This window comes from Sphingobacterium athyrii (genome assembly GCF_003071065.1).
GTDB classification, from domain to species: Bacteria; Bacteroidota; Bacteroidia; order Sphingobacteriales; family Sphingobacteriaceae; genus Sphingobacterium; species Sphingobacterium athyrii.
In genome coordinates, this window is sequence record NZ_QCXX01000010.1 from 198,300 (window position 1) to 219,535 (window position 21,236).

14 protein-coding genes are annotated in these 21,236 nt (G+C 41.5%); 3 read left to right on the top strand and 11 right to left on the bottom strand.

Going from position 1 to position 21,236, the window contains the following annotated elements:
• On the top strand, positions 1-1,542 hold the full coding sequence (locus DCO56_RS27090; RefSeq protein WP_108636807.1) for a DUF4434 domain-containing protein: 1,542 nt from the start codon (positions 1-3) through the stop codon (positions 1,540-1,542).
• A gap of 204 nt (positions 1,543-1,746) precedes the next feature.
• Here the strand turns inward: DCO56_RS27090 and rpsJ are convergent, their stop codons facing one another.
• From rpsJ to rpsL, 4 genes are all read right to left on the bottom strand, one after another.
• Positions 1,747-2,052 (bottom strand): 30S ribosomal protein S10, encoded by a 306-nt coding sequence (gene rpsJ / locus DCO56_RS27095; RefSeq protein WP_028070501.1) that lies wholly within the window; start codon positions 2,050-2,052, stop codon positions 1,747-1,749.
• 128 nt (positions 2,053-2,180) lie between these two features.
• Positions 2,181-4,304 carry an elongation factor G gene (gene fusA / locus DCO56_RS27100; protein WP_108636808.1) on the bottom strand — a complete coding sequence of 708 codons (2,124 nt, stop codon included), beginning with the start codon at positions 4,302-4,304 and terminating at the stop codon, positions 2,181-2,183.
• 133 nt (positions 4,305-4,437) lie between these two features.
• Positions 4,438-4,905 (bottom strand): 30S ribosomal protein S7, encoded by a 468-nt coding sequence (gene rpsG, locus DCO56_RS27105; RefSeq protein ID WP_077437603.1) that lies wholly within the window; start codon positions 4,903-4,905, stop codon positions 4,438-4,440.
• A gap of 19 nt (positions 4,906-4,924) precedes the next feature.
• The gene (rpsL, locus tag DCO56_RS27110) at positions 4,925-5,338 is read right to left on the bottom strand and encodes a 30S ribosomal protein S12 (protein WP_108636809.1); all 414 of its coding nucleotides are present in this window, start codon (positions 5,336-5,338) and stop codon (positions 4,925-4,927) included.
• A gap of 822 nt (positions 5,339-6,160) precedes the next feature.
• Between rpsL and DCO56_RS27115 the strand changes: the two genes are divergently transcribed.
• Positions 6,161-6,640, top strand: a complete 480-nt coding sequence (locus tag DCO56_RS27115; RefSeq protein WP_146191149.1) for a hypothetical protein — start codon at positions 6,161-6,163, stop codon at positions 6,638-6,640.
• Positions 6,641-6,714: 74 nt separating this feature from the next.
• Here the strand turns inward: DCO56_RS27115 and rnr are convergent, their stop codons facing one another.
• The 3 genes from rnr to fsa all read right to left on the bottom strand — a co-directional run bounded on the left by rnr (position 6,715) and on the right by fsa (position 10,247).
• The gene (rnr, locus tag DCO56_RS27120; protein WP_108636811.1) at positions 6,715-8,847 is read right to left on the bottom strand and encodes a ribonuclease R; all 2,133 of its coding nucleotides are present in this window, start codon (positions 8,845-8,847) and stop codon (positions 6,715-6,717) included.
• Between the two features lie 181 nt (positions 8,848-9,028).
• Positions 9,029-9,457, bottom strand: coding sequence for a Fur family transcriptional regulator (locus DCO56_RS27125; RefSeq protein WP_108636812.1), 429 nt, complete (start codon positions 9,455-9,457; stop codon positions 9,029-9,031).
• Positions 9,458-9,587: 130 nt separating this feature from the next.
• A complete protein-coding gene (fsa, locus tag DCO56_RS27130) occupies positions 9,588-10,247 on the bottom strand; it encodes a fructose-6-phosphate aldolase (protein WP_108636813.1) in 660 nt (219 codons plus the stop codon).
• A gap of 178 nt (positions 10,248-10,425) precedes the next feature.
• On the opposite strand from fsa, the gene DCO56_RS27135 reads away from it, so the two are divergent.
• Entirely contained in the window at positions 10,426-11,646 is a 1,221-nt protein-coding gene (locus tag DCO56_RS27135) for an MFS transporter (protein WP_108636814.1), read from the top strand.
• A gap of 45 nt (positions 11,647-11,691) precedes the next feature.
• On the opposite strand, the gene DCO56_RS27140 is transcribed toward DCO56_RS27135, so the two are convergent.
• The 4 genes from DCO56_RS27140 to DCO56_RS27155 all read right to left on the bottom strand — a co-directional run bounded on the left by DCO56_RS27140 (position 11,692) and on the right by DCO56_RS27155 (position 21,058).
• On the bottom strand, positions 11,692-12,147 hold the full coding sequence (locus tag DCO56_RS27140) for a retropepsin-like aspartic protease (protein ID WP_245935927.1): 456 nt from the start codon (positions 12,145-12,147) through the stop codon (positions 11,692-11,694).
• 211 nt (positions 12,148-12,358) lie between these two features.
• On the bottom strand, positions 12,359-13,297 hold the full coding sequence (locus tag DCO56_RS27145; RefSeq protein ID WP_108636815.1) for a malate dehydrogenase: 939 nt from the start codon (positions 13,295-13,297) through the stop codon (positions 12,359-12,361).
• A 179-nt stretch (positions 13,298-13,476) separates the two neighbouring features.
• Positions 13,477-15,807 (bottom strand): translocation and assembly module lipoprotein TamL, encoded by a 2,331-nt coding sequence (gene tamL / locus DCO56_RS27150; protein WP_108636816.1) that lies wholly within the window; start codon positions 15,805-15,807, stop codon positions 13,477-13,479.
• Positions 15,773-21,058 carry a translocation/assembly module TamB domain-containing protein gene (locus DCO56_RS27155; RefSeq protein ID WP_108636817.1) on the bottom strand — a complete coding sequence of 1,762 codons (5,286 nt, stop codon included), beginning with the start codon at positions 21,056-21,058 and terminating at the stop codon, positions 15,773-15,775. Before DCO56_RS27155 ends, tamL begins: the two co-directional genes overlap by 35 nt.
• Positions 21,059-21,236 lie beyond the last annotated feature (178 nt).

Here is a 21,236-nt window from a genome sequence, read left to right on the forward strand (position 1 = left end):
ATGAAAAAATTATTCGTTAAAATAGGATGCTTTTTGTTTGTCGTTAGTTTGCTGACTGCTGCGGTTGCTGTAAAGCTCCAGGCACAGGACTTAAAACCATTAAAAGGTACATGGCTTAATTTACCTTACCAAGATGTACGTAATAAATACATGAATCCGGCGCATGTCGATTGTCTTGCGCCAGCATTCTGGAAAACAAAAATTGGGGAATACGCGCAGATGGGCCTCAGGTATCTCGTTCTCATGGCGGTGGCCAACGACGGCAAGGCATTCTATCCTTCCTCTTTTATGCCGGCAGCGTATCCAGCGGGGCAACAAAGTCCTGTCGAAGCCATCGTGGAGGCTGCGGATCAATATGGCATGCACGTATTTATGAGTTGTGGTTGGGCTGAAAATCAGGATGATAACATACGCGATCCGAAGATTAAAGCGTTGCAACAACGTATTATGCAAGAAACCGCCGCTCTATTCGCAACAAACAAATCATTCTACGGCTGGTATCTACCTGTGGAGGATAGCATGGAACCTATTCTTTCTGATGAAGCGGTCCATGCTGCAAATACACTTACAGCGATAGCCAAAAATTTAACTCCTGATAAGAAGGTGATGATATCACCTTACGGTGTTTGTTACGCCGCGTTGGAAGACCCGAAGTTTGCCCAACAGATCAAGAAGCTAAACGTCGATATCATCGCCTATCAGGATGAAGTTGGCTGCGTGCGCGAACCGATGCCTTTGCCACGTGTTAGGGAAAACTTTAAAAAACTGGGCAAGATACATGAAGGCACAGGGATAGAATTTTGGTCCAATATCGAATCGTTTACCTGGCAGAAGGAGGACAACTCTCGAGAATCTGCGTTGATTCCGGCTGCTTTTCCACGCTACCTGTCGCAGCTTGTTGCCGCTTCACTGGCTGGAGCAAAAAATGTGATCAGTTTTTCAGTTTATGGTATTATCGATGATGCAAACTCGATTATGCCAATTGGCCAGCCCATCGAGTCGGCACAGGCGTTCATCGATTTTACGGATTGGAAGCAGCGTAAGGGACGTTGGCCTTTGTTGGAAGCAACCTTTAAAGGCGATTTGGCCAACGGTGCGATCGGTTCTGCCGTAAAATTGGAAGACAACAATTTAAAAGACGCTGTACAACAGAAATTGACGGATGGCAAATTCGGAATGGAACATACAAATGACTTGAACTGGCTAGATTTTGGAAATGGAAAGATGAGCGTCGTACTGGACCTGAAGAAGCAGTCGCCGATTACCTCGTTAGCAGCACGTTTTCTGCACTACCGTCCTGGGGGTGTTTTATTGCCTTCGGCCGTGCATTTTTATGTTTCTACGGATGGAAAACATTTTGACCGAATGAAAACCGTGATCATACCAGCTTCCAACAATGATCAACATGATTGCTGGATCGACATCGCCTGGACTGGGGAGATGAAAGCAAAGGGAAGATATGTTAAAGTAGTCGCCGATCAAAATGCTACGTTTCGGATATTATGTGATGAAATACTGGTTAACGCTAATTTTGGCTCTTAGTTTTTCCCATATATGACCCCATAACTATAGACACGGCAATGACTTTGGAAGAAATTATTCTTTAAAAAGGACGCCAAACGTAACATCCTCTACAAATAATCTTTATATAATTAATGCGATGAAGGGGCATCGCTATTAGACGATTATAACAAAAAAGGGCTTTTCTTACGAAAGGCCCTTTCTTTTTTCAGTGACTGAAATCTATCACACTTTGATTTCTACTTCAACACCTGAAGGCAATTCAAGTTTCATCAATGCGTCAACAGTTTTAGCGTTTGATGAATAGATATCCAACAATCTTTTGTAAGCACACAATTGGAATTGCTCACGTGCTTTTTTGTTAACGTGTGGTGAACGTAATACCGTGTAGATTTTTTTCTCAGTAGGCAATGGAATAGGACCACTAACAACTGCACCTGTAGGTTTTACTGTTTTTACGATTTTTTCAGCTGACTTGTCAACCAAATTGTAATCGTATGATTTCAATTTAATTCTGATTCTTTGGCTCATTTTTATTTATTTAAAATGATTGCTAATTAGAGCTATTCACAACTAGCAATCGGTGTGTATTTTTTGATTAAAGAACAAAGAGAAAAGACTAGCGTCCTTTATCTTTGTTCCATTATCCTTGTGTTATATTATTCAACAGAACCTTTGATTCTGCCTTTTGATTTTGCGATTACTTCTTCAGCAACGTTACGTGGAGCTTCAGCATAGTGATCAAATTCCATTGTAGATGTTGCACGACCTGAAGTGATTGTACGTAATTGTGTTACGTAACCGAACATTTCAGAAAGTGGAACCAATGCTTTGATTACCTGTGCACCGTTACGTGAATCCAAACCTTGCATTTGACCACGACGACGGTTCAAGTCACCCATTACATCACCCATGTTTTCTTCTGGAGTCAATACTTCAACTTTCATGATTGGCTCCATCAATACTGGAGAACATTTAGGTAATGCCTCACGGTACGCCATTTTAGCTGCCAATTCGAATGACAATGAATCTGAATCGACTGCGTGGAATGAACCATCAATCAAACGAACTTTCATGCCAGAAAGTGGGTAACCAGCTAATACACCATTATTTAATGACGCTTCAAATCCTTTTTGAACGGATGGGATGTATTCTTTTGGAATCGCACCACCCACAATTTCGTTTACGAATTGAAGTGCTGATTTTGTTGTATCGTAATCTGCATCGATAGGAGAGATAACAACTTTGATATCCGCGAATTTACCACGACCACCTGATTGTTTTTTGTATACCTCACGGTGCTCAGTAGTACCATTGATAGACTCTTTGTATGCTACCTGAGGAGCACCTTGATTAACCTCAACTTTGAATTCACGTTTCAAACGGTCGATCAAGATCTCTAAGTGAAGCTCACCCATACCTGAGATAACTGTTTGACCAGTCTCTTCGTCAGATTTAACAACGAATGTAGGATCTTCTTCAGCCAATTTACCAAGACCAATACCTAATCTATCAACGTCAGCTTGTGTTTTAGGCTCAATCGCTAAACCAATTACTGGCTCAGGGAAAGTCATGGACTCTAATACGATAGGCGCTTTTTCGTCACATAGTGTATCACCAGTTTTGATGTCTTTGAAACCTACAACAGCACCGATATCACCTGCCTCGATAAAAGGAATAGGGTTTTGTTTGTTCGCGTGCATTTGGAAGATACGTGAGATACGCTCTTTGTTTCCTGAACGTGTGTTCAATACATAAGAACCTGCATCTAACTTACCAGAGTAAGCACGGATGAAACATAGACGACCTACGAATGGGTCAGTCGCAATTTTGAAACCTAAAGCTGCGAAAGGCTCACTAACAGATGGTTTACGCTCAATTTCTTCACCAGTATCAGGATTAGTACCTTTTACAGCCTCTACATCAAGAGGTGAAGGCAATAATTCCATTACAAGATCCAACATGGTTTGAACACCTTTGTTTTTGAAGGATGAACCACAAACCATAGGAACGATAGAGTTATCCAATACTGCAGCACGTAATGCATTTAAGATTTCACGCTCAGTCAATGAATCTGGATCTTCGAAGAATTTCTCCATCAAAGACTCATCATAACCAGCTACTGCTTCCAATAATTTCTCACGGTATTCAGCAACCTCGTCCAACATATCCTCAGGAATTGGAACTTCAGTGAAAGTCATTCCTTTATCATGCTCGTTCCAAACGATACCACGGTTGTTGATCAAGTCAACCACACCTGTGAACGTATCTTCAGCACCGATAGGCAATTGTAAAGCTACAGCATCAGAACCCAACATATCTTTTACTTGTTTTACAACTTTCAAGAAGTCAGCTCCTGAACGGTCCATTTTGTTAACGAAACCGATACGAGGTACTTTGTAACCATCAGCCAAACGCCAGTTTGTTTCAGATTGAGGCTCAACACCATCAACTGCTGAGAACAAGAATACCAATCCATCCAATACACGTAACGAACGGTTTACCTCAACCGTGAAATCCACGTGTCCAGGTGTATCGATAACGTTTACTTGGTATTTGTTGTTACGGTAGTTCCAGAATACAGTTGTTGCAGCAGAAGTGATCGTGATACCACGCTCAGCCTCTTGCTCCATCCAGTCCATTGTTGAAGCACCTTCGTGAACCTCACCAATTTTATGGTTTACACCTGAGTAATAAAGGATACGCTCAGTTGTTGTAGTTTTACCAGCATCGATGTGTGCAGCGATACCGATATTTCTAGTGAATTTTAAATCTCTTGCCATAATATTTTTAAGCAGCTGGCCTTACGGGCCTTATGTGTTTAAATGTAATGTTAAATAAGTACACCGACCTTGATAAAAGAGTGTTCGTTTATCGGAGGTCGGTGTAATCATATTTTTTTGAATGTCTTCAAAATTAGAATCTGAAGTGTGAGAACGCTTTGTTAGCTTCCGCCATTTTGTGCGTATCTTCTTTCTTCTTAACAGCAGCACCTTCACCTTTAGAAGCTGAAATGATTTCTCCTGCTAATTTTTCGAACATTGTTTTTTCACCACGTTTACGAGCGTATGAAATTAACCATTTCATACCCAAAGCAATTTTACGCTCTGGACGAACTTCCATAGGAACTTGGAAGTTGGCACCACCCACACGGCGTGATTTAACTTCAACAGCAGGCATAACGTTGTTCAAAGCTTTTTTCCAAGCTTCTAAACCGCTTTCTTGTGTTTTTTGTTCTACTAATTCTACTGCATCGTAAAAAATATCGTAAGCAATGGATTTTTTACCATCTACCATCATATTGTTTACGAAACGTGTTACCTGAACGTCGTTAAACTTTGGATCAGGTAAAATGATTCTCTTTTTCGGTTTTGATTTTCTCATTTTTCTTTCCTCCGTTTAATTATTTCTTTTTACCTTTTGCTGGAGCTGCCGCTGGTTGTCCTGGTTTAGGACGCTTAGTTCCATATTTAGAACGACGTTGGTTACGACCTGCTACACCTGAAGTATCTAATGCACCACGGATGATGTGGTAACGCACACCTGGTAAATCCTTAACACGACCACCACGGATCAATACGATCGAGTGCTCTTGTAAGTTGTGACCTTCTCCAGGGATGTAAGCGTTGACCTCTTTACCGTTTGTTAAACGTACACGAGCTACTTTACGCATTGCTGAGTTTGGTTTTTTAGGGGTAGTAGTATATACACGTGTACATACACCTCTTCGCTGTGGACATGAGTCCAACGCTGGTGACTTACTCTTATCAACCAGAGCTACTCTACCTTTTCTAACTAATTGTTGAATAGTAGGCATTTACCTGTTTTTGTTTATAAATTTGATACCTAAATTATTTTAAGTTCGCAAAGATACTGATTCCGTTTTGAATATTAAATAGTTAGTGTATAAAATTTAGATTATTTTTTCGCACTGACAGCTCTCTTTTCCCCGAGGCGGAGCCATTTCCCCTCGTGGTTTGACAAGTCCGCGCTCCTTCTTCTGGATATTCTCCATCGTCTAGATGATTTAGTCGGGTGGAACTTTCATTTACTCACCTGTCGAAATCATTTCGACACACGACTAAGTCATTTTCCCTTGTGACGATATGGTTTTGTCAGGCGTCGGAATGATTTAGTCGCCTGTCTGTTCCGTTTTTTCCTTGGTCTGGATGATTTAGTCAGGTGGAATTTTCATTTCCCCACATGGAAAAATAGCTTCGACACTGGTTTGGCTCATTCCGACACGACGCAGAATTCATGTTTTACTTGGCGAAATGGAGTAAACACAGTGCGGAATGTTTCCTTTTTCGCGATAGCGCAATAATATGTAAGATTTGCTGTGATAATATTGCGCTCGCAAGTTTAGCAGCTGTTACTGGGTTAATATGATGTTGTCAAATAAGGACAATTCGGGCAATCTTGTTGAGCTGATCGTGAAAATAGACAGGCTCCGTGTATGATTCATAAACTATCCTTACCTTATTGATTACTAGTTATTCCGTATTTTTTCAGAAAAAATATTCTTCTACTGGTTTTCCAGTATATTGATCTTTTTGCGTGTTTTTGCATCTATTTGGCAAGAGGTTTGTCAAACACGGACAGATAATTAACAGTAAAAACAAATTAAAGTATGCAAATTATGAAAATCAAATCGATGTATTTAATGGTATTAACGCTTGTGACGCTTGCGTTTGTGGGATGTTCGAAAGATGATGATCCAAAACCGGTGAACTTCAAAGATCATGATATCACGGCAACAATCACTGTTTCGAAAGAGTTTAAAAAGGCTGAAAATGATAAATTTGACGTATCTATCAGTGGAATGAAAACAAATAGCGTTTTTGTGGATTGGAATGTAAATGGTGTGAAAGTGACTGATGATATTATAAACTTAGGAGCCGATGATTTTAATGGTGGAAAAACGGTCATTTTCAAATCATTGGAAAAGTTTCAGGTTGGTGATTTAACTATGAGTGGGATTAAATTTGGAGCTACACCATTTACCGTCACCTGGAAAATTGAAGATAATGGGAAAGTAGTGGAAGAAGGTAGCAAAGTGATCGTTAAGGGTGCTGATCCTAACTTTTTGAAAGTATTCAGATTTAGCGAGGTCGAATAAAAACAGCGTAATATTTTCAAAAGTAATTACAAAATAAAAAAGGAGAATGAGTTCTCCTTTTTTATTTTGTAATGCTACGACAACAACGTAAAATCTATCTGCCTTTTATCCAGGTCCACTTTCTTTACACGGATCTGCACCTCATCACCCAGCTGGAATTTCTTTTTCTTCCGCTGGCCAATAATCGCATAGTTCTTCTCATCGAGTACATAGAAATCATCCGTGATATCGCGCAAGCGTACCATACCCTCACACTTGTTCTCCTGAATCTCCACATACATACCCCATTCGGTCACACCTGATACGATACCAGTATATTCGGTGCCAATCTGGTCTTGTAGGAATTCTGCCTGTTTATATTTAATGGATGCACGTTCAGCTTCTGCTGCCTTTTTCTCCATCTGCGAAGAGTGCTCTGCCATCTTTTCATAGTGCTCGGCATTGACCTTGGTGCCACCATCCAGGTAGAACTGCAAAAGACGGTGCACCATCACATCGGGATAACGACGGATAGGGGAGGTGAAATGGGTGTAATAATCAAATGCCAATCCATAATGGCTCGTTTTCTTTGTCGTATAGATGGCCTTGGCCATGGAGCGCACCGCCAATGAAGTCAGCATATTCTGTTCCTTGCTACCTTCGATCTTGGTCATGATGGCATTGAGGGATTTTGCTGTTTCCTTGTCTGTTTTAATGGTCAGCTTGTGACCAAATCGTGCAGCGAATTGCGAAAATGTCGTTAAGGTCTCTGGGTTTGGTACATCGTGATAACGGTACACAAACGTTAATTTGTTTTTACCGCGACCTTGCTTGCCGATATATTCGGCCACCTTACGGTTGGCCAGCAACATAAAGTCTTCAATCAGCTTGTGGGCATCTTTACGTACTTTGGTATATACACCCGTAGGTTTGCCATTCTCATCCAGGGTGAATTTGACTTCCTCACTTTCAAAGGCGATCGCTCCATTCTTAAACTTACGCTCACGAAGGATATAAGCAAGTTCATTCAATTTTAAAATTTCATGGCTGAAATCACCGGATTTCGTCTCAATGACCTCCTGTGCTTCTTCATAACTAAACCGTCTGTCCGAATGGATAATTGTACGGCCAAACCATTGATCATGTATCGTAGCCTTGTCATCGAGCTCAAATACTGCCGAAAAACAAAGTTTGTCTTCATGTGGCCGTAATGAACAGACGCCATTGGACAAACGTTCCGGAAGCATTGGAATAACACGGTCTACCAAATAAACGGATGTCGCACGGTTAAAAGCTTCTTTGTCCAGTTCGGTATCCGGAATCACAAAATGGGATACATCGGCAATATGCACACCGATCTCGTAATTGCCATTCTCCAGCTTTTGGAAAGATATGGCATCGTCGAAATCTTTGGCATCGGCGGGGTCGATCGTAAAGGTTGGGACGCCTCTGAAATCACGTCTTTTGGCAATCTCTTCCTTGCTGATTTTCTCCGTGATCTTATTAGCTTCTTCTTCTACCTTCTTCGGGAATTCTAATGGGAAACCGTAGTCCGCCAAGATCGCATTCATCTCGGTGTTGTTTTCTCCTTTGACCCCAAGGACATGTTTGACCGTTCCTACGGGGTTTTTACTGCCACTCGGCCAGTCAATGATCGAAACCACGACTTTCTCCTTGTCCTTGGCACCATTCAGGTTATCCAAGGGGATAAAGATATCGTGGAGCATCTTGCGGTCGTCGGCGATAAAAAAAGCGAAATTATTTGAGATGCTGATCGTTCCGGTAAAGTCGGTTTTGGCCCGTTGTAAGATTTCGACAACTTCGCCTTCTTTTTTACGGCCACCTTTTCTTTTCTCAAAAGTATGGACTTTGACAATATCCCCATGCAGGGCCTGTCTTAATTTACGGGGTGCAATATAGATATCGTTCTCAAACTCATCGTCTGGGATGATATAGGCGGAGCCGTCAGCCGTCATATCCACTCTTCCGGTCACATATACCTTAAGCTGCTTTAGGTTGAATTTTCCGCGCTCGACCTCGACAAATAGCCCGCTCCGGACATTGTCCTGCAAAATATCGGCAATAGCCACTTTGGAATCGTTGTCTGTCAGGTTCAGTTTGGAAGAAACTTGCTTGTAATTAAGCGGTTTGTTGTCTGATTTTTCGAAAATATCAATAATCAGCTGCGTTAATACTTCTTTATAGGGATTTTCTTTTCTTGTCTTCATTCGTGTTATTTTTATGCATTTGTTTTGGCCTCTAGGGGCATTTGCATGGCCACCTCATACCTCTACAAGGTACAAAAAAATCAGCATTTGCCCGTATAATAGCCAAGCTAATCGGAGTAATTCCGATTCCCAAATTATAGACAGATCAAGCGGGAAATTGTTTTGTCGTTGTTCAGTGGACTTATTTTTTACAGTGATTACATACGCCAAGTGCGTTTACAGCAATCGCCTCCAGACTGAACCCATTGGGGATAGAAACTTTTGGTAATGTAATTTCATCCAAGCAATAAACGGAGTTGCATATCCGGCAGATGAAATGCACGTGCTGATCGTGGTGGTCGTGTTCGGAACAGTTGGTGGAACACATGGCATAGGTGGCGGTACCGTGTAGGTCAAAGATCTTATGGATAATACCTTTTTCCTCAAAACTGGCCAGCACACGATACAAGGTCACACGGTCGATATCCTTACCCAGTAATTTCTCCAATTCAGGCTGGGAGATGGCCGAATCTTTTGTTGAAATAATTTCAAGCACCTTCAGCCGGGGCTGGGTGACTTTTAAGCTATTCCGTTTCAGAATTTCTGGATATACGGTATTGGATTGTTCCATGGACTTCTTCGTTAAACCTTAGATCAACCACAAAAATACGGAATTTATCCACATAAGAAAACCGATAAGGTTAAGAATATTGTCATCTTCCCCTTATCGGTTTAAAAACTATACTGAAATACAGCTTATTTTATTTACCTGCAGCTTTTGCGTGGTCAGCTAAGAATGTGGCTAAACCGCTATCTGTCAAAGGATGTTTCAATAAAGATAAAATTGCCGACAATGGGCCTGTCATTACATCTGCTCCGATTTTAGCACAACCTAAGATGTGTGCGCTATGGCGTACAGAAGCGGCCAAGATTTGCGTTGGATATTGGTAGTTATCATAGATCAAACGGATGTCTTCGATCAATGCCAACCCGTCAGTTGAGATATCATCCAAACGGCCAATAAAAGGAGAAACATAAGTTGCGCCTGCTTTTGCGGCCAATAAAGCTTGTCCGGCAGTGAATACTAATGTACAGTTTGTTTTAATACCTTTTTTGCTGAAATATTTAATTGCTTTCACACCATCTTTGATCATAGGAACTTTGACCACGATCTTGCTGTCAAGAGTTGCCAAGGCTTCGCCTTCTTTGATCATTTCTTCATAAGTAGTCGAAATAACTTCAGCACTCACGTCGCCGTCAACAATAGCACAGATTGCTTTGTAGTGGTTGATTACGTTCTCATCACCGCTGATACCTTCTTTAGCCATTAAACTTGGATTGGTCGTTACACCATCTAATACGCCTAAATCTTGGGCTTCCTTGATTTGCTCTAGGTTCGCTGTGTCAATAAAAAATTTCATTGTGTATGTTATTGAATGATAATTATTTGATTATTTTAACGTTCGAAATAATAGGTGCAAAGTTATTGATTATATTCCAGTATTACACATTGATTTCAATGAATTGCATCATTATTTTTGCAAATTAGAATCTCTTCTCTTTCTTTTTTGTTATACTTTTATAGTATTATCTTTCAATATGCAGGTTTTTAGGTCTCTCCATTATAGAAACTTCCGTTTACATGTTATAGGACAAGCAATTTCCCTGATGGGAACTTGGATGCAACGGATAGCGATCAGCTGGCTGGTGTATGAACTGACAAGTTCTGTGTTTTGGTTGGGTTTCGTTCAGTTTATTTCCCTATTGCCCTCGTTGGTGTTGTCGCCTTTTATCGGAAGCTTCGTCGATAAGCACAAAAAATACAAATTGGTATTATTGACGCAGATCGGCCTGATGATACAGGCCGGTATACTCACTTTGGTGGTTTACCTCAAGTGGGAGAGTGTCCTGTGGCTCTCGGTCCTTGGTCTGATACAAGGGGTCATCAACTCCTTTGATGTGCTCGGCAGGCAGTCGTTGATGATGTATCTGGTCGGTGACCGTAAGGACTTGCCAAATGCGATTGCACTCAATTCCACCATCTTTAACGCTGCACGGATGCTGGGACCTGCGATTGGGGGCATTTTGCTCAGTACTTATGGCGAGCTGGTCTGTTTCGCATTGAATTTTATCAGTTTTGTACCGGTTATCATTACCTTGTTAATGATGCAGGTGGATGAAACTAAAGGGCAACTCAGTAAAGGGAGCAACTGGGAAGGCTTGGTTGAGGGGTTCCGCTACCTCAAGCGTTCGCCACATATCTCCTCCTTGATTATTATCATGACGTTCTCCAGTTTGATTGTGATCCCTTATACCTCGCTCTTACCGGCCATAGCAAAAGAAATGTTCCATGGGGATGAACGCACATTCTCCTGGTTTGAAAGTGCGGCTGGATTGGGAGCCATGATCGGTGCATTTAATATGGCTCGCTTGAAGTCAGGATCAAACCTACGGTATCAGGTGATGGGGGCTGCTGCATTGATGGGATTGGCCTTGCTCTTCCTTGCTCATTCGAGCATGTTGCAGATGGCGCTCGTCTATGTCATGCTGGTTTCCTTTGCAATGATGATGCAGAACTCGAGCATCAATACGTATATTCAGACCCATGCCATACCGATATACCGGGCCCGGGCTATTTCATATTATGTCATGGCCTTCCAGGGCATTTTTCCGATAGGAACATTGATGATCGGCTCCCTGGCCAGTTATTGTGGTCTAAGGGCGACTTTATATACCATGGGGGGATTGGGGATATTGATCGCTATCCTCTATTATACTTACCTTCGTCTACATATTCACAAAAGGCTTTTTAAATTCTAGTATTGCGTAGTTAGTCGTGCGATTTTGCTACAGCAAGCGGGCGGCTTACTTACTCTTGATTTTTCGGTCGCGTAAGCGTAATGTCTGCTTGGCGTAATCAATGACGGCACCGTAGTCGGCAAAAATATCACCCCCCAACACCCCAATGACGGGATCAAGTTCCATTTGCCCGTAGGCATAATTGATGGAACTTAAGTCCAATACTGCGGTTTTTAATTTGTTGATTCGCCAGGTGCCGATCGCCAGGCTAGGGATTTCCATTGTAAAGCTCTCCATGGAATTGGTACCGAGACCTGTTGAAAGGGTTTCTGATGGCTCCAGCAGCAACTGATCTTCCAGAAGATGTGCCATTTGGGTTTTGTCAAATACAGTTTTGGATGCCCCCGTGTCGATCACCATTTTAAAATTGCGTTCGTATAGCGTTACATCAACTAGAATATGCGTTCCTTGCCCCTGAAGATCCAAGATTTGAAATGGTACTTTCGTCATATTCCCAAACATAGCCAAAAATTTAATTAAAAAAAATTTTGACGCCGGCTTATTATCTTCACCTCTAAGGTAAATTTAGGTTGTCATCTGTCAGATAGATGGTAACGGATAAATAATCTATTCTTTTAATGGCGAACTGTAGCGTGGGGGCGTCCGGTCGGGATATGACAAAAAAGGCTGTCATTTTAAAATAACAGCCTTTTTTTTCGTTTGCCTATACCAATTATAATGCGTTGATTTCTTTTAATACGTTATTCATGGCGCGTACCGCATCGGCACTCTTACTGAATTTTTCTTTATCCTCCTCATCCAACTGCAATGGAATAATACGGTCCCATCCTTTTTTGTTAATGATAACCGGAACACCCAGGTTAATATCTTCTTGTCCAAATTCCCCTTCGAGGTAAACGGAAGCAGTGAATAATTTACCTTGGTCGCGCACGATGCTTTCCACGACCGCAGCAGTAGCGGCACCAGGGGCGTACCAAGCTGAAGTGCCAATCAGACTGGTTAATGTGGCCCCACCGACCATCGTCTTATGGACGACCTCTGCCTGCTCCTCGGCTGTAAGGAAGTTGCTGACCGGAATGCTGTTCCACGTGGAGTGCTTGATCAACGGAATCATGGTGGTATCACCATGGCCACCAATGACAATGGCGTTGAGATCCGCCGCCGAAGCATTTAATTTTTCACTCAATTGATATTTGAAGCGTGCAGAGTCCAATGTTCCTCCCATTCCGATAATCCTATTTTTAGGCAAGCCACTCGATTTGAGCGCAAGATAAGTCATCGTATCCATTGGGTTCGATACAATAACAATAATAATATCGGGAGAGTGTTTTACTAAATTTTCTACCACTGATTTGACGATATTTGCATTTGTTCCGATCAATTCCTCACGGGTCATTCCCGGTTTACGGGGAATACCAGAAGTAATGACAGCAACAGTGGAGCCCGCAGTCGACAGATAATCATTGGTTACACCTTTGATTTTGGATTCAAATCCCAATAGAGCCGCCGTTTGCGCCATATCTTGCGCTTTCCCTTCCGCAAATCCTTCCTTGATATCCAATAATACAATTTCTTCGGCGACATTTCGACGGATTAAATTGTCTGCTGTAGTTGCGCCTACAGCTCCAGCACCAACAATAGTTACTTTCATATGTAAATTATTTGTTTATTATGGGCATATGGAATATCCAGTCCATTTTCACGAATGCTTGTACCGTTCTTTTGCATGGATATTTCATGAGCATTAATGTGGATTAGTAAATAATACTTGAATTTAATGAATTATTATCAGTAAATCAATCAATTTCACGGGAATAACTTGATTTTGGTTTAGAAAGGATATCCAATAGCTAAATTGAACATCAGGTTATCTTTTCGCCACTTCGAACTGCCAAAATCGATATCTTTAAATACCCAACGTTCTCCTTTTGGTAAGTAAGGGATACGGAAGGGAATCGAAAAATCCGTCCGGACAATTAGGAAAGTAAAGTCAAAACGTAAGCCGGCGCCACCACCTACGGCAAGTTCATTTAGAAAGTTTTTACTGAACTTGGCTCCGGGTTTGTTGACATCTTCACGTTGCAACCAGACGTTACCGGCATCAATAAATGCTGCCCAATGTACAAAACCAGCCAGCTTAGCCCGGTATTCGGTATTCAATTCCAATTTGATGTCACCGGTTTGATCAGCATAAAACAGGCCATTGCTCAGTTTTTCCGGAGCAAGAGTTCCCGGACCAATAGCGCGGGCGCCGAAAGCACGGATACTGTTTGGACCGCCGACATAATATTGTTTCAAATAGGGAAGGGAACGCGAGTTTCCATAGGAATAACTCAGACCGAGGCTCACCCTTGAGGCCAGTTGTGAATTCTCCGATAACTTAAGATAATGTCTTCCGTCACCGCTTATTTTGATATACTGAGAGAAGTATGCGTCGAATAACTTGAAGGTTTTGCCTTTATTAAAATCCGCTCCCTTGATCAGACCGAGGATATTTCCCGACAGGTCTAGATTTCCTTTGAAATAGAACGTATTCTTCAAATGCTGCTTCATCGTATTCTGGAACGTGAAGTTGTAATTTGGTCCGATCGTAAACTGGGGATCGATCGCATGCCGCAAAGCAGGGATCGTATCCATTTGCTTTTGGTAAGTCTCCGAAATGCCTTTCGGCTGTACATAGGTAATTTCCAGTAAAGCCAAATCATGCTGCTTTTCTTCCGATTCCTGCCAGATGTAGCCATAATCCAATGCAATGGAATTGAGGGTGTATGCCTTGCGGCGGTTCAAGAATTCGTATCGGCCTTTCACATAGGTTTTGGGAATAAAACGACGCGAGGGATTGATATGCCCGAAAGGAGAGAGTATCCTCGGAAAAGTTACTGTAGCTTCCATTCCGTAGCGGTAATAACTGGAATTTAGATCCGCATTTCCCCCAGTCTGGGTTTCATATCCGCCAAAGACGTTAAAGCTCAATTGCTCCGCGCCTTTAAATGCATTGCGCAACGTCCAGTTGACGTTGACCTCTGTACCGTTGTAGACTGATGCCATTTTTCCTAAAAGCTCTACCCGCAACGATTTTTTCGGCAACGGTGTCAGATAGTAGTAGACATCCAGTGCATTGGGGACTTCCTTGCTATCCACAAAATTGTTCTTCACAAATTTCCAGCTATTCAGGTTTACCAAATGACTGATTGTCTGATTGTGTGCCGTACGGTTATAAACATCTCCCGGCTTAAAGAAAATATGGTTGGCAATGACCGGCTTGCGAAAGGTACGCCTTCGATCAATAAAATAGTAACTGCTGTCAAAGAGTTCGGCATTGCGCGTTGACCGCTGGTAGCCCGAACTGGTTTCTGTGTAGTTGGGGAAAATATAGATTTTATTGATTTTAGACGGGATCTTCGCTTGGGCAGGTGTTTCCTTTTTTACGGTCACATACATGTCTACCCTATTATTTCGATGTGAGCTATCGACTTCCACCAAAATATAATCCGGACTAAAATAGTAGTAGCCCTTGTTCTTAAGGTCATTGTCAATACGGTCGCGCTCATTCAGAATAACATCAAGACTGTAATTTTTCCCTATCTGGAGTAAGCTTTTGTCTGAAGATGAAAGAATATCCCGCCCCAATTGGCTAGTGCTATCTATGTCAAACTTGACCGATTGTATCCTATAGATCAGATTCGGTTTAGCCGTATAATTGATAGTTGCCTTTTTTTCTTCAACCAGGGTGTCTGATCTAACCTCGGCATTGAAAAAGCCAATGTTCTCCATGCGGTTACGTAGCAGATTTTCATTGTACTCACGGTTGACGTCGCTCAACAGTACGGGTTCTTCTCCAATTTTCTTGAAGAATCTTTTGATCATGTTTTTGTTAGCGGAATCTCCGGCCATATTGTTAAAATATAGCTTAAATGGGACACCCGCCAGGCGTTTATTGGGTTTTGGCATCAAGGACGACTGGAGATAGGTCGAAAGTTTTTCCTTGTTCTCTTTTGAAATGGTGTCTGAATCTATAATGACATTGCCTTTGACATACAGGCTTTCCCCTTCTTTCAAATTCTTGGTAGAAGAGCAGGATGCTATGATCGTAGTCAGTGTCAATATTCCGATAGCAAATTTCAGCTTAGCTCGCATGATAACTCCTTTCCTCATCTTCATTTTTAATCGCAGTCGTTCTGATCGTATCTAAATTTGTTTTTGGATCCTGATTTTTTGGTGCATTCTTGCTTGAGTCCAATTCTTGTTTACGTTTTTCTTTTTCGCGTTCTTCAATACGTTTTCGATATGCAGGGCTATGGAGCATCAAACTGTCTCTAATCACTGTACGTACGCTGTCCCGATAGACCGAGTCGGTTTCCATCCGCTCCACATTAAAGCGTTTTCTAAACCCTTTGCTGTCGGTATCATAGTACTCTTTGAGTTTTTTTGAACTCATCCATATCTCTTTAAACTTATTATAATCCATATTAATAATGAATCCGATACCGGTCTCCACATATTGCCCTTGAAGGGTCACCTGATATTGGTTTTTACGATACATACGGGCAAAATAGCGGCCATCTTGTGAAAGTTGGTAATCCAATTGAATATCGCCAGCGATATTATTGGATGCTTCGCCAGGACGGGTATTGCCTTCAACTTCAAAATTGGAACCTATCGTAATTTTTAGCCGGTCATTGAGGAGCATTTTTGAGACACCGATATTCAGATCTGTCCTTGTCTGCCCAGCCCCGGTAGTATAGTCCTCTTCAGAAGTCAAGTTGAAATCCAATTCTACACCCGTAATTAATTCTGAAGCCAAACGATTTAACTGTCCACTCAAAAACGAACTGATGCTATTTCTGACAATGGCTTCTGTGCCGCCGCCTCCGGATAAACTTTCAAATGGATTAGTTGACATAAATCTTCCCAATACAATGAGTGAGAATACCTGCTTATTAAGTTCTGACGGGTTTTCGCGGAGGGTAGTCAATGCATTATTTACTTTACTGACCACATCTTGAGACACAATAGAGTTGTTCTCATCCAAATCAATGTCAAAACCCAATTGCGGCTGGAACAGCTTATCCGTAATTTTTAGCAACACGTTGAATGGTACACGCTGTTTATACAGATTTGAGTTTTCCGAACCCAATTGCGTCGCAACTAATTCCAAGGTAGGTGCTTTGGTCGTATATGCTGCTGTGATATTCAGTCGTGCATCCAAGGGATCTCCATTCCAGGTGATGGTACTTCCTTTTTGAAAAGTAAAATCTTTTTTCACTGGACCAAAGCTAAATGAGTAACTCCCTTTGTCTACAGTAAATGTTCCGGACAAAGTAATTTTACTGCTGGCATCTATGCCGGCATTTAATTCCGCCTGACCTTGGATATTAAGGGCATCCTGCGAGCCTGCATCCAGAAGGATTTTAAATTTAGCCTCTTTGTCCGTCTGCAGGTTCAGATCCACATCCATTCCTGTCAATTTGGTAACGGTCATCGAATCCAGCTTGGCAAATATATTCGCACGGGTTGTATCACTCTTATCAACAAATTCGACCACCCCTTTACGGTCAGCCATCCCCGGGTTTTCATTAGGCATGACAAAGGTGAAGTCAGTTTCGTCAAGTACTTTAATTGTTCCATCGACAACAGGCTTATCTAGGTTTCCTCTGATCCGCAGATTGGAGGTTAGGTACATCTTGCCATAGAACATGTCGTTGTCTGTCTGGGTAGAGTTTAACACCTCAAAATTGTCGGTATTGACGTTGAGATTAAAATCAAAATCAGTATAGGTTTTTGTATCGATCGAACCCGTCACCTTAGCGATATTTCCTTTTTTGTCTTCCAATGCAAATTTTGGAAAGCTGATCCCGCTATTATCAAAATGCACCGTCTCATCTTTTGCTTTGAAAAGGGCGTTGAGCATTGCAATGTTAAATTGAGCATCTTTAAACTTGACATCGCCAGCTATAAGCGGTTTGGAAGGGGAGCCTGTTATTTTTAATTGACCTTCGAGGTTTCCTTTTGATTCCTTCAGATAGCCCAAACTAAATGCTTGCACAGTCTGCATGGTCAATGGCTGAATATCCAAGGTGAAATCCAGGCTCGATTCTCCTTTCGGTGGACTGATAAAATCCCCGCTTAACACCACGTTGTTGCCATTTTCGCTGATACTGATGTTTGCATTATAGGTATTTTCCTTTTCATTATTGACTTTGATGTTCACGTTTCCAACGGTATCTTTTCCGACATAGAATTTATCGATGACCAGATCCGAAACAAATACAGGATTACTTTCCAGCCGTGATATCGTAGCCTGCCCATTGATGCCACCGCCCAGATCCATAATATCGCTTTCGAGCATTTTACTTATAGTCTCAATACGGAAATTATTGAAGGAAATATTGACAGGCGAATTCAAAACGCTGTCCTGCGAAGAGATACTCAATTCTTGTCCCTTGTTGCTCAGGACAAAGTCTTTTGCCTGAATCCCCGTACTTCCAAATTTGAGCACGTTGGACGGGTTTACGGTCCATTTGTCGTAGTTCAGCATGAGTCCGTCCTGGAGTAGACTAAAGACAAAAGCCCCATTGTCCACGCGCATATTGGCACCTAAATGATATTGTTCCTTCTCTTTCTTATCCTTGATCCATAACCCGAAATCCAGGTTATTCTGGATGACCTTACCACTAAACACGGTATTGACTAGCTCAATATTACTGACCTTGATCTTATTGATCAGAGCAGAATAATAAAGGGTGCTATCCAAGGTATTGATATCCAGGGTAACGTTATTTATTTCTGTTCCGTTATAGATTATTTTAGGGGCATCCAGTTTGGCCAATATGGTTTTCGTCGCACTATTGAACATTCCATCTAAGGTGATATCTTTCATTTCTGTCAATTCCGGAACAAAATCCTGTACAAATTTGGTCCGGGTCAATTGTGCTGAAAACTCGATGTTCTGTGGTTCATAAGGTGGTACCTTTACAGGTTTTCCAGGTTGATAATAAACTTGTAAAATATCCTGAATGGCATTTTGTAGCTCTAGAATCTTATATTTCCCGACCAAGTGGGCATTGAAAAAAGCAGATTTAAGAAGCAACAAATTTCTGGATGTATCCGATTTTGCAATCAGGGAAATACTGTCCAAAGAATAATAGGCATCGTTGTAGGCGATTGATGAGTTGGTGATATGTGCCTCCCCATTGAGAAAGTTTGGATCAGCTGAAGTAAAATGCCCGACCATCTTACCGTGGTATTTAAAATCATCCGCCATTAACTTCAGATTTTTGAGGTTGATGGTATCCACCATCAATTCAAAATCCACCTGGGGATACTTGGATTTCATATTGGCCGTGGCATCCAGTTTCAGCTTAATATTGGGGTCAGGACTCACGACCGATGCTTTGATATCACCTTTGTCTGCAGTGAGATTCATATCGATATTCTGATACCGATAGCCCATGGCATCCATGCGGTTTACTTTACCATCGAAATTGGCGACAAGTTTCTTGGGATCCGTGCCATGTCCTTTTATTTTTCCTTCAAAGGAAAGTATCCCTAAGGTACTGTCCATTTTCATGATCTTACCGATATCAAAATCGCGTATGCTAACAAGAGCATCATAGCTGGTATCTCTGTTTGCCATGCTGACTTTACCGTCAAATTTTGCTGTTCCTTTTTCGGTCACCAGTGAGAGATTGGTGTCAAAAGCAGTCATACCGCCTTTAAAGGTACCTGTTAGTCCGATCGTATTTGGCAGTTCGATATTAGCTGGAAGCATGGATTTCGCAACGAGTTTTTCAATATCCGAACGTCCTGTGGTTAATTTTTTCAGATTCAGGTCCATGGACATTTTATCCACATTTGGCAATCCTTTCAGTCGCATACTGGCGATTACCCGCGTATTGGATAGGGTCTGGAAATCAATATTAGGAATATTGAGGTCGTTTAACTTGCCGATCACACGTCCATCAATATTGAACTTTTTGTCCATCAAGGGTTTCATGACCTGCATCGTATCAAGGAAAGGAGCAAAGTAATAAATGTCGCGCATATCGACATGGCTCTTTTTAAGCGTCGCATTCACATAGATCAATTCCGGTTTTTTGGTAATGATATCCAGGGAAGGGTAGGTTACTTTGAAGTAGTCCCGAATAAGCGTGCGCGGTGTTTCCGCGTAGAGGTTTTTAATTTCTGCCCCGGTATTTGTATACTTGAATTCACCTTTGAGCTGTTTGATAACCAAGCCTGAGTGATCGGATGCGGTCAGCTCGTTCAGTGCCCCACTAATGGAGTCCGCACTATAATATAAGTCGGTTAGATTGGTTTTTATCCCCGGAATTTTAATATTGAAATAATCAAAGCCTTTCATGCGTGCCTGATTGTCATCCCGATAAGCCAGTGCAGTATTATTGATCGTGATGTCTTTGGCAGAGACGATCCACTTGATTTTTGTGGTATCCGTTGGGGTATTGCCCGTAGGCTGTGTTTTCTTCGCTATTTTTCCAAAGAGCACCTCATTGTCGGAGCCATCGAGCTGGATGGTTTGAATATCAACTAGCTCCTTGTTTAAATCAATCTTGTTGATATCTGCTCTTAGATTTTTGATGTTAAACTTTGTTTTAAGCGAGCTGGATTGATCCTCATAGCGGACAAGGATATTGGCAAGGTCGGCAATTTGTATTCCCACATCCGGAAGAAGGGTAGTGGTTTGTGCGGTTTTGTCCGTAATGCCAAAGTCTTCGACCGATGGAGCAGTGCCGTCCATGACAGGTTTCCATTGTTTTACGGTCGCATTCAAACCGTCTATTTTTACCTTCGGTAGGTTGAAGGCCATATTTTTGGTCAGGTCAAATTTTTTAATATTGGTATTTAGCGTGCCCAGATATACATCAGCGCTTGTTCCAATAACATCATCAGCATAAACGATATGAGCTTTATCAAGCTTTACCTTGTCCAGATTAAAAATGAGGGCAGAAGTGGTATCTGCCGTAGGTTTACTTTCCTTTTCGGAGGCAAATGCTTTGACGATATAATCAAAATTAAAGGAACTGTCAGGCAATGTTCTTCGGATTTTTGTAGTGATCCCCTCCGCTTCGATACTTTGGATTTCTACGGTGTTTTTCAGAAGCTTGAGCATGTTGATGTCCACAGCAATACTTTTTCCGGCAACGAGCGTGTCCTTGCTCTGATCCTCCATATAGATATCTTGCAACACTAACTTTTTCGGAAAATCAATATTGATGTAACCGATTTTAACCGGAGTGCCTATTTTTCCTTCGACATAATGCGTTACTTTTCCGGCAATATAGTTTTGAACGGCGGGTATCCGGATTAAAAATACAACTAGAATAATCAGCGCAATTATTACTCCAATAATCCACAATATTGTTTTGAATGCAATTCGGGTAAATCTGTTCAACGTATAATTTGATTTAAGTATCTATTAATAAAAACTAAAACGGAAAAAAGTTTGCAAAGTTTTTCAGATATTAAGTTATATCCCCGCCATTTCAGCAAACTAAGATAAATTTGCTTGTATATGCAAGTTTAATTTCTGCTACATAACGTTTAATTTGCGCTACATATACGCATATGTA

Bases quoted from the DNA above. Each gene is read 5' to 3' on its own strand.
- rpsJ (WP_028070501.1), bottom strand. From the start codon at position 2,052: ATGAGCCAAAGAATCAGAATTAAATTGAAATCATACGATTACAATTTG.
- fusA (WP_108636808.1), bottom strand. From the start codon at position 4,304: ATGGCAAGAGATTTAAAATTCACTAGAAATATCGGTATCGCTGCACAC.
- rpsL (WP_108636809.1), bottom strand. From the start codon at position 5,338: ATGCCTACTATTCAACAATTAGTTAGAAAAGGTAGAGTAGCTCTGGTT.
- DCO56_RS27090 (WP_108636807.1), top strand. From the start codon at position 1: ATGAAAAAATTATTCGTTAAAATAGGATGCTTTTTGTTTGTCGTTAGT.
- DCO56_RS27135 (WP_108636814.1), top strand. From the start codon at position 10,426: ATGCAGGTTTTTAGGTCTCTCCATTATAGAAACTTCCGTTTACATGTT.
- DCO56_RS27145 (WP_108636815.1), bottom strand. From the start codon at position 13,297: ATGAAAGTAACTATTGTTGGTGCTGGAGCTGTAGGCGCAACTACAGCA.
- tamL (WP_108636816.1), bottom strand. From the start codon at position 15,807: ATGAAGATGAGGAAAGGAGTTATCATGCGAGCTAAGCTGAAATTTGCT.
- rnr (WP_108636811.1), bottom strand. From the start codon at position 8,847: ATGAAGACAAGAAAAGAAAATCCCTATAAAGAAGTATTAACGCAGCTG.
- fsa (WP_108636813.1), bottom strand. From the start codon at position 10,247: ATGAAATTTTTTATTGACACAGCGAACCTAGAGCAAATCAAGGAAGCC.
- rpsG (WP_077437603.1), bottom strand. From the start codon at position 4,905: ATGAGAAAATCAAAACCGAAAAAGAGAATCATTTTACCTGATCCAAAG.
- DCO56_RS27125 (WP_108636812.1), bottom strand. From the start codon at position 9,457: ATGGAACAATCCAATACCGTATATCCAGAAATTCTGAAACGGAATAGC.
- DCO56_RS27140 (WP_245935927.1), bottom strand. From the start codon at position 12,147: ATGTTTGGGAATATGACGAAAGTACCATTTCAAATCTTGGATCTTCAG.
- DCO56_RS27115 (WP_146191149.1), top strand. From the start codon at position 6,161: ATGAAAATCAAATCGATGTATTTAATGGTATTAACGCTTGTGACGCTT.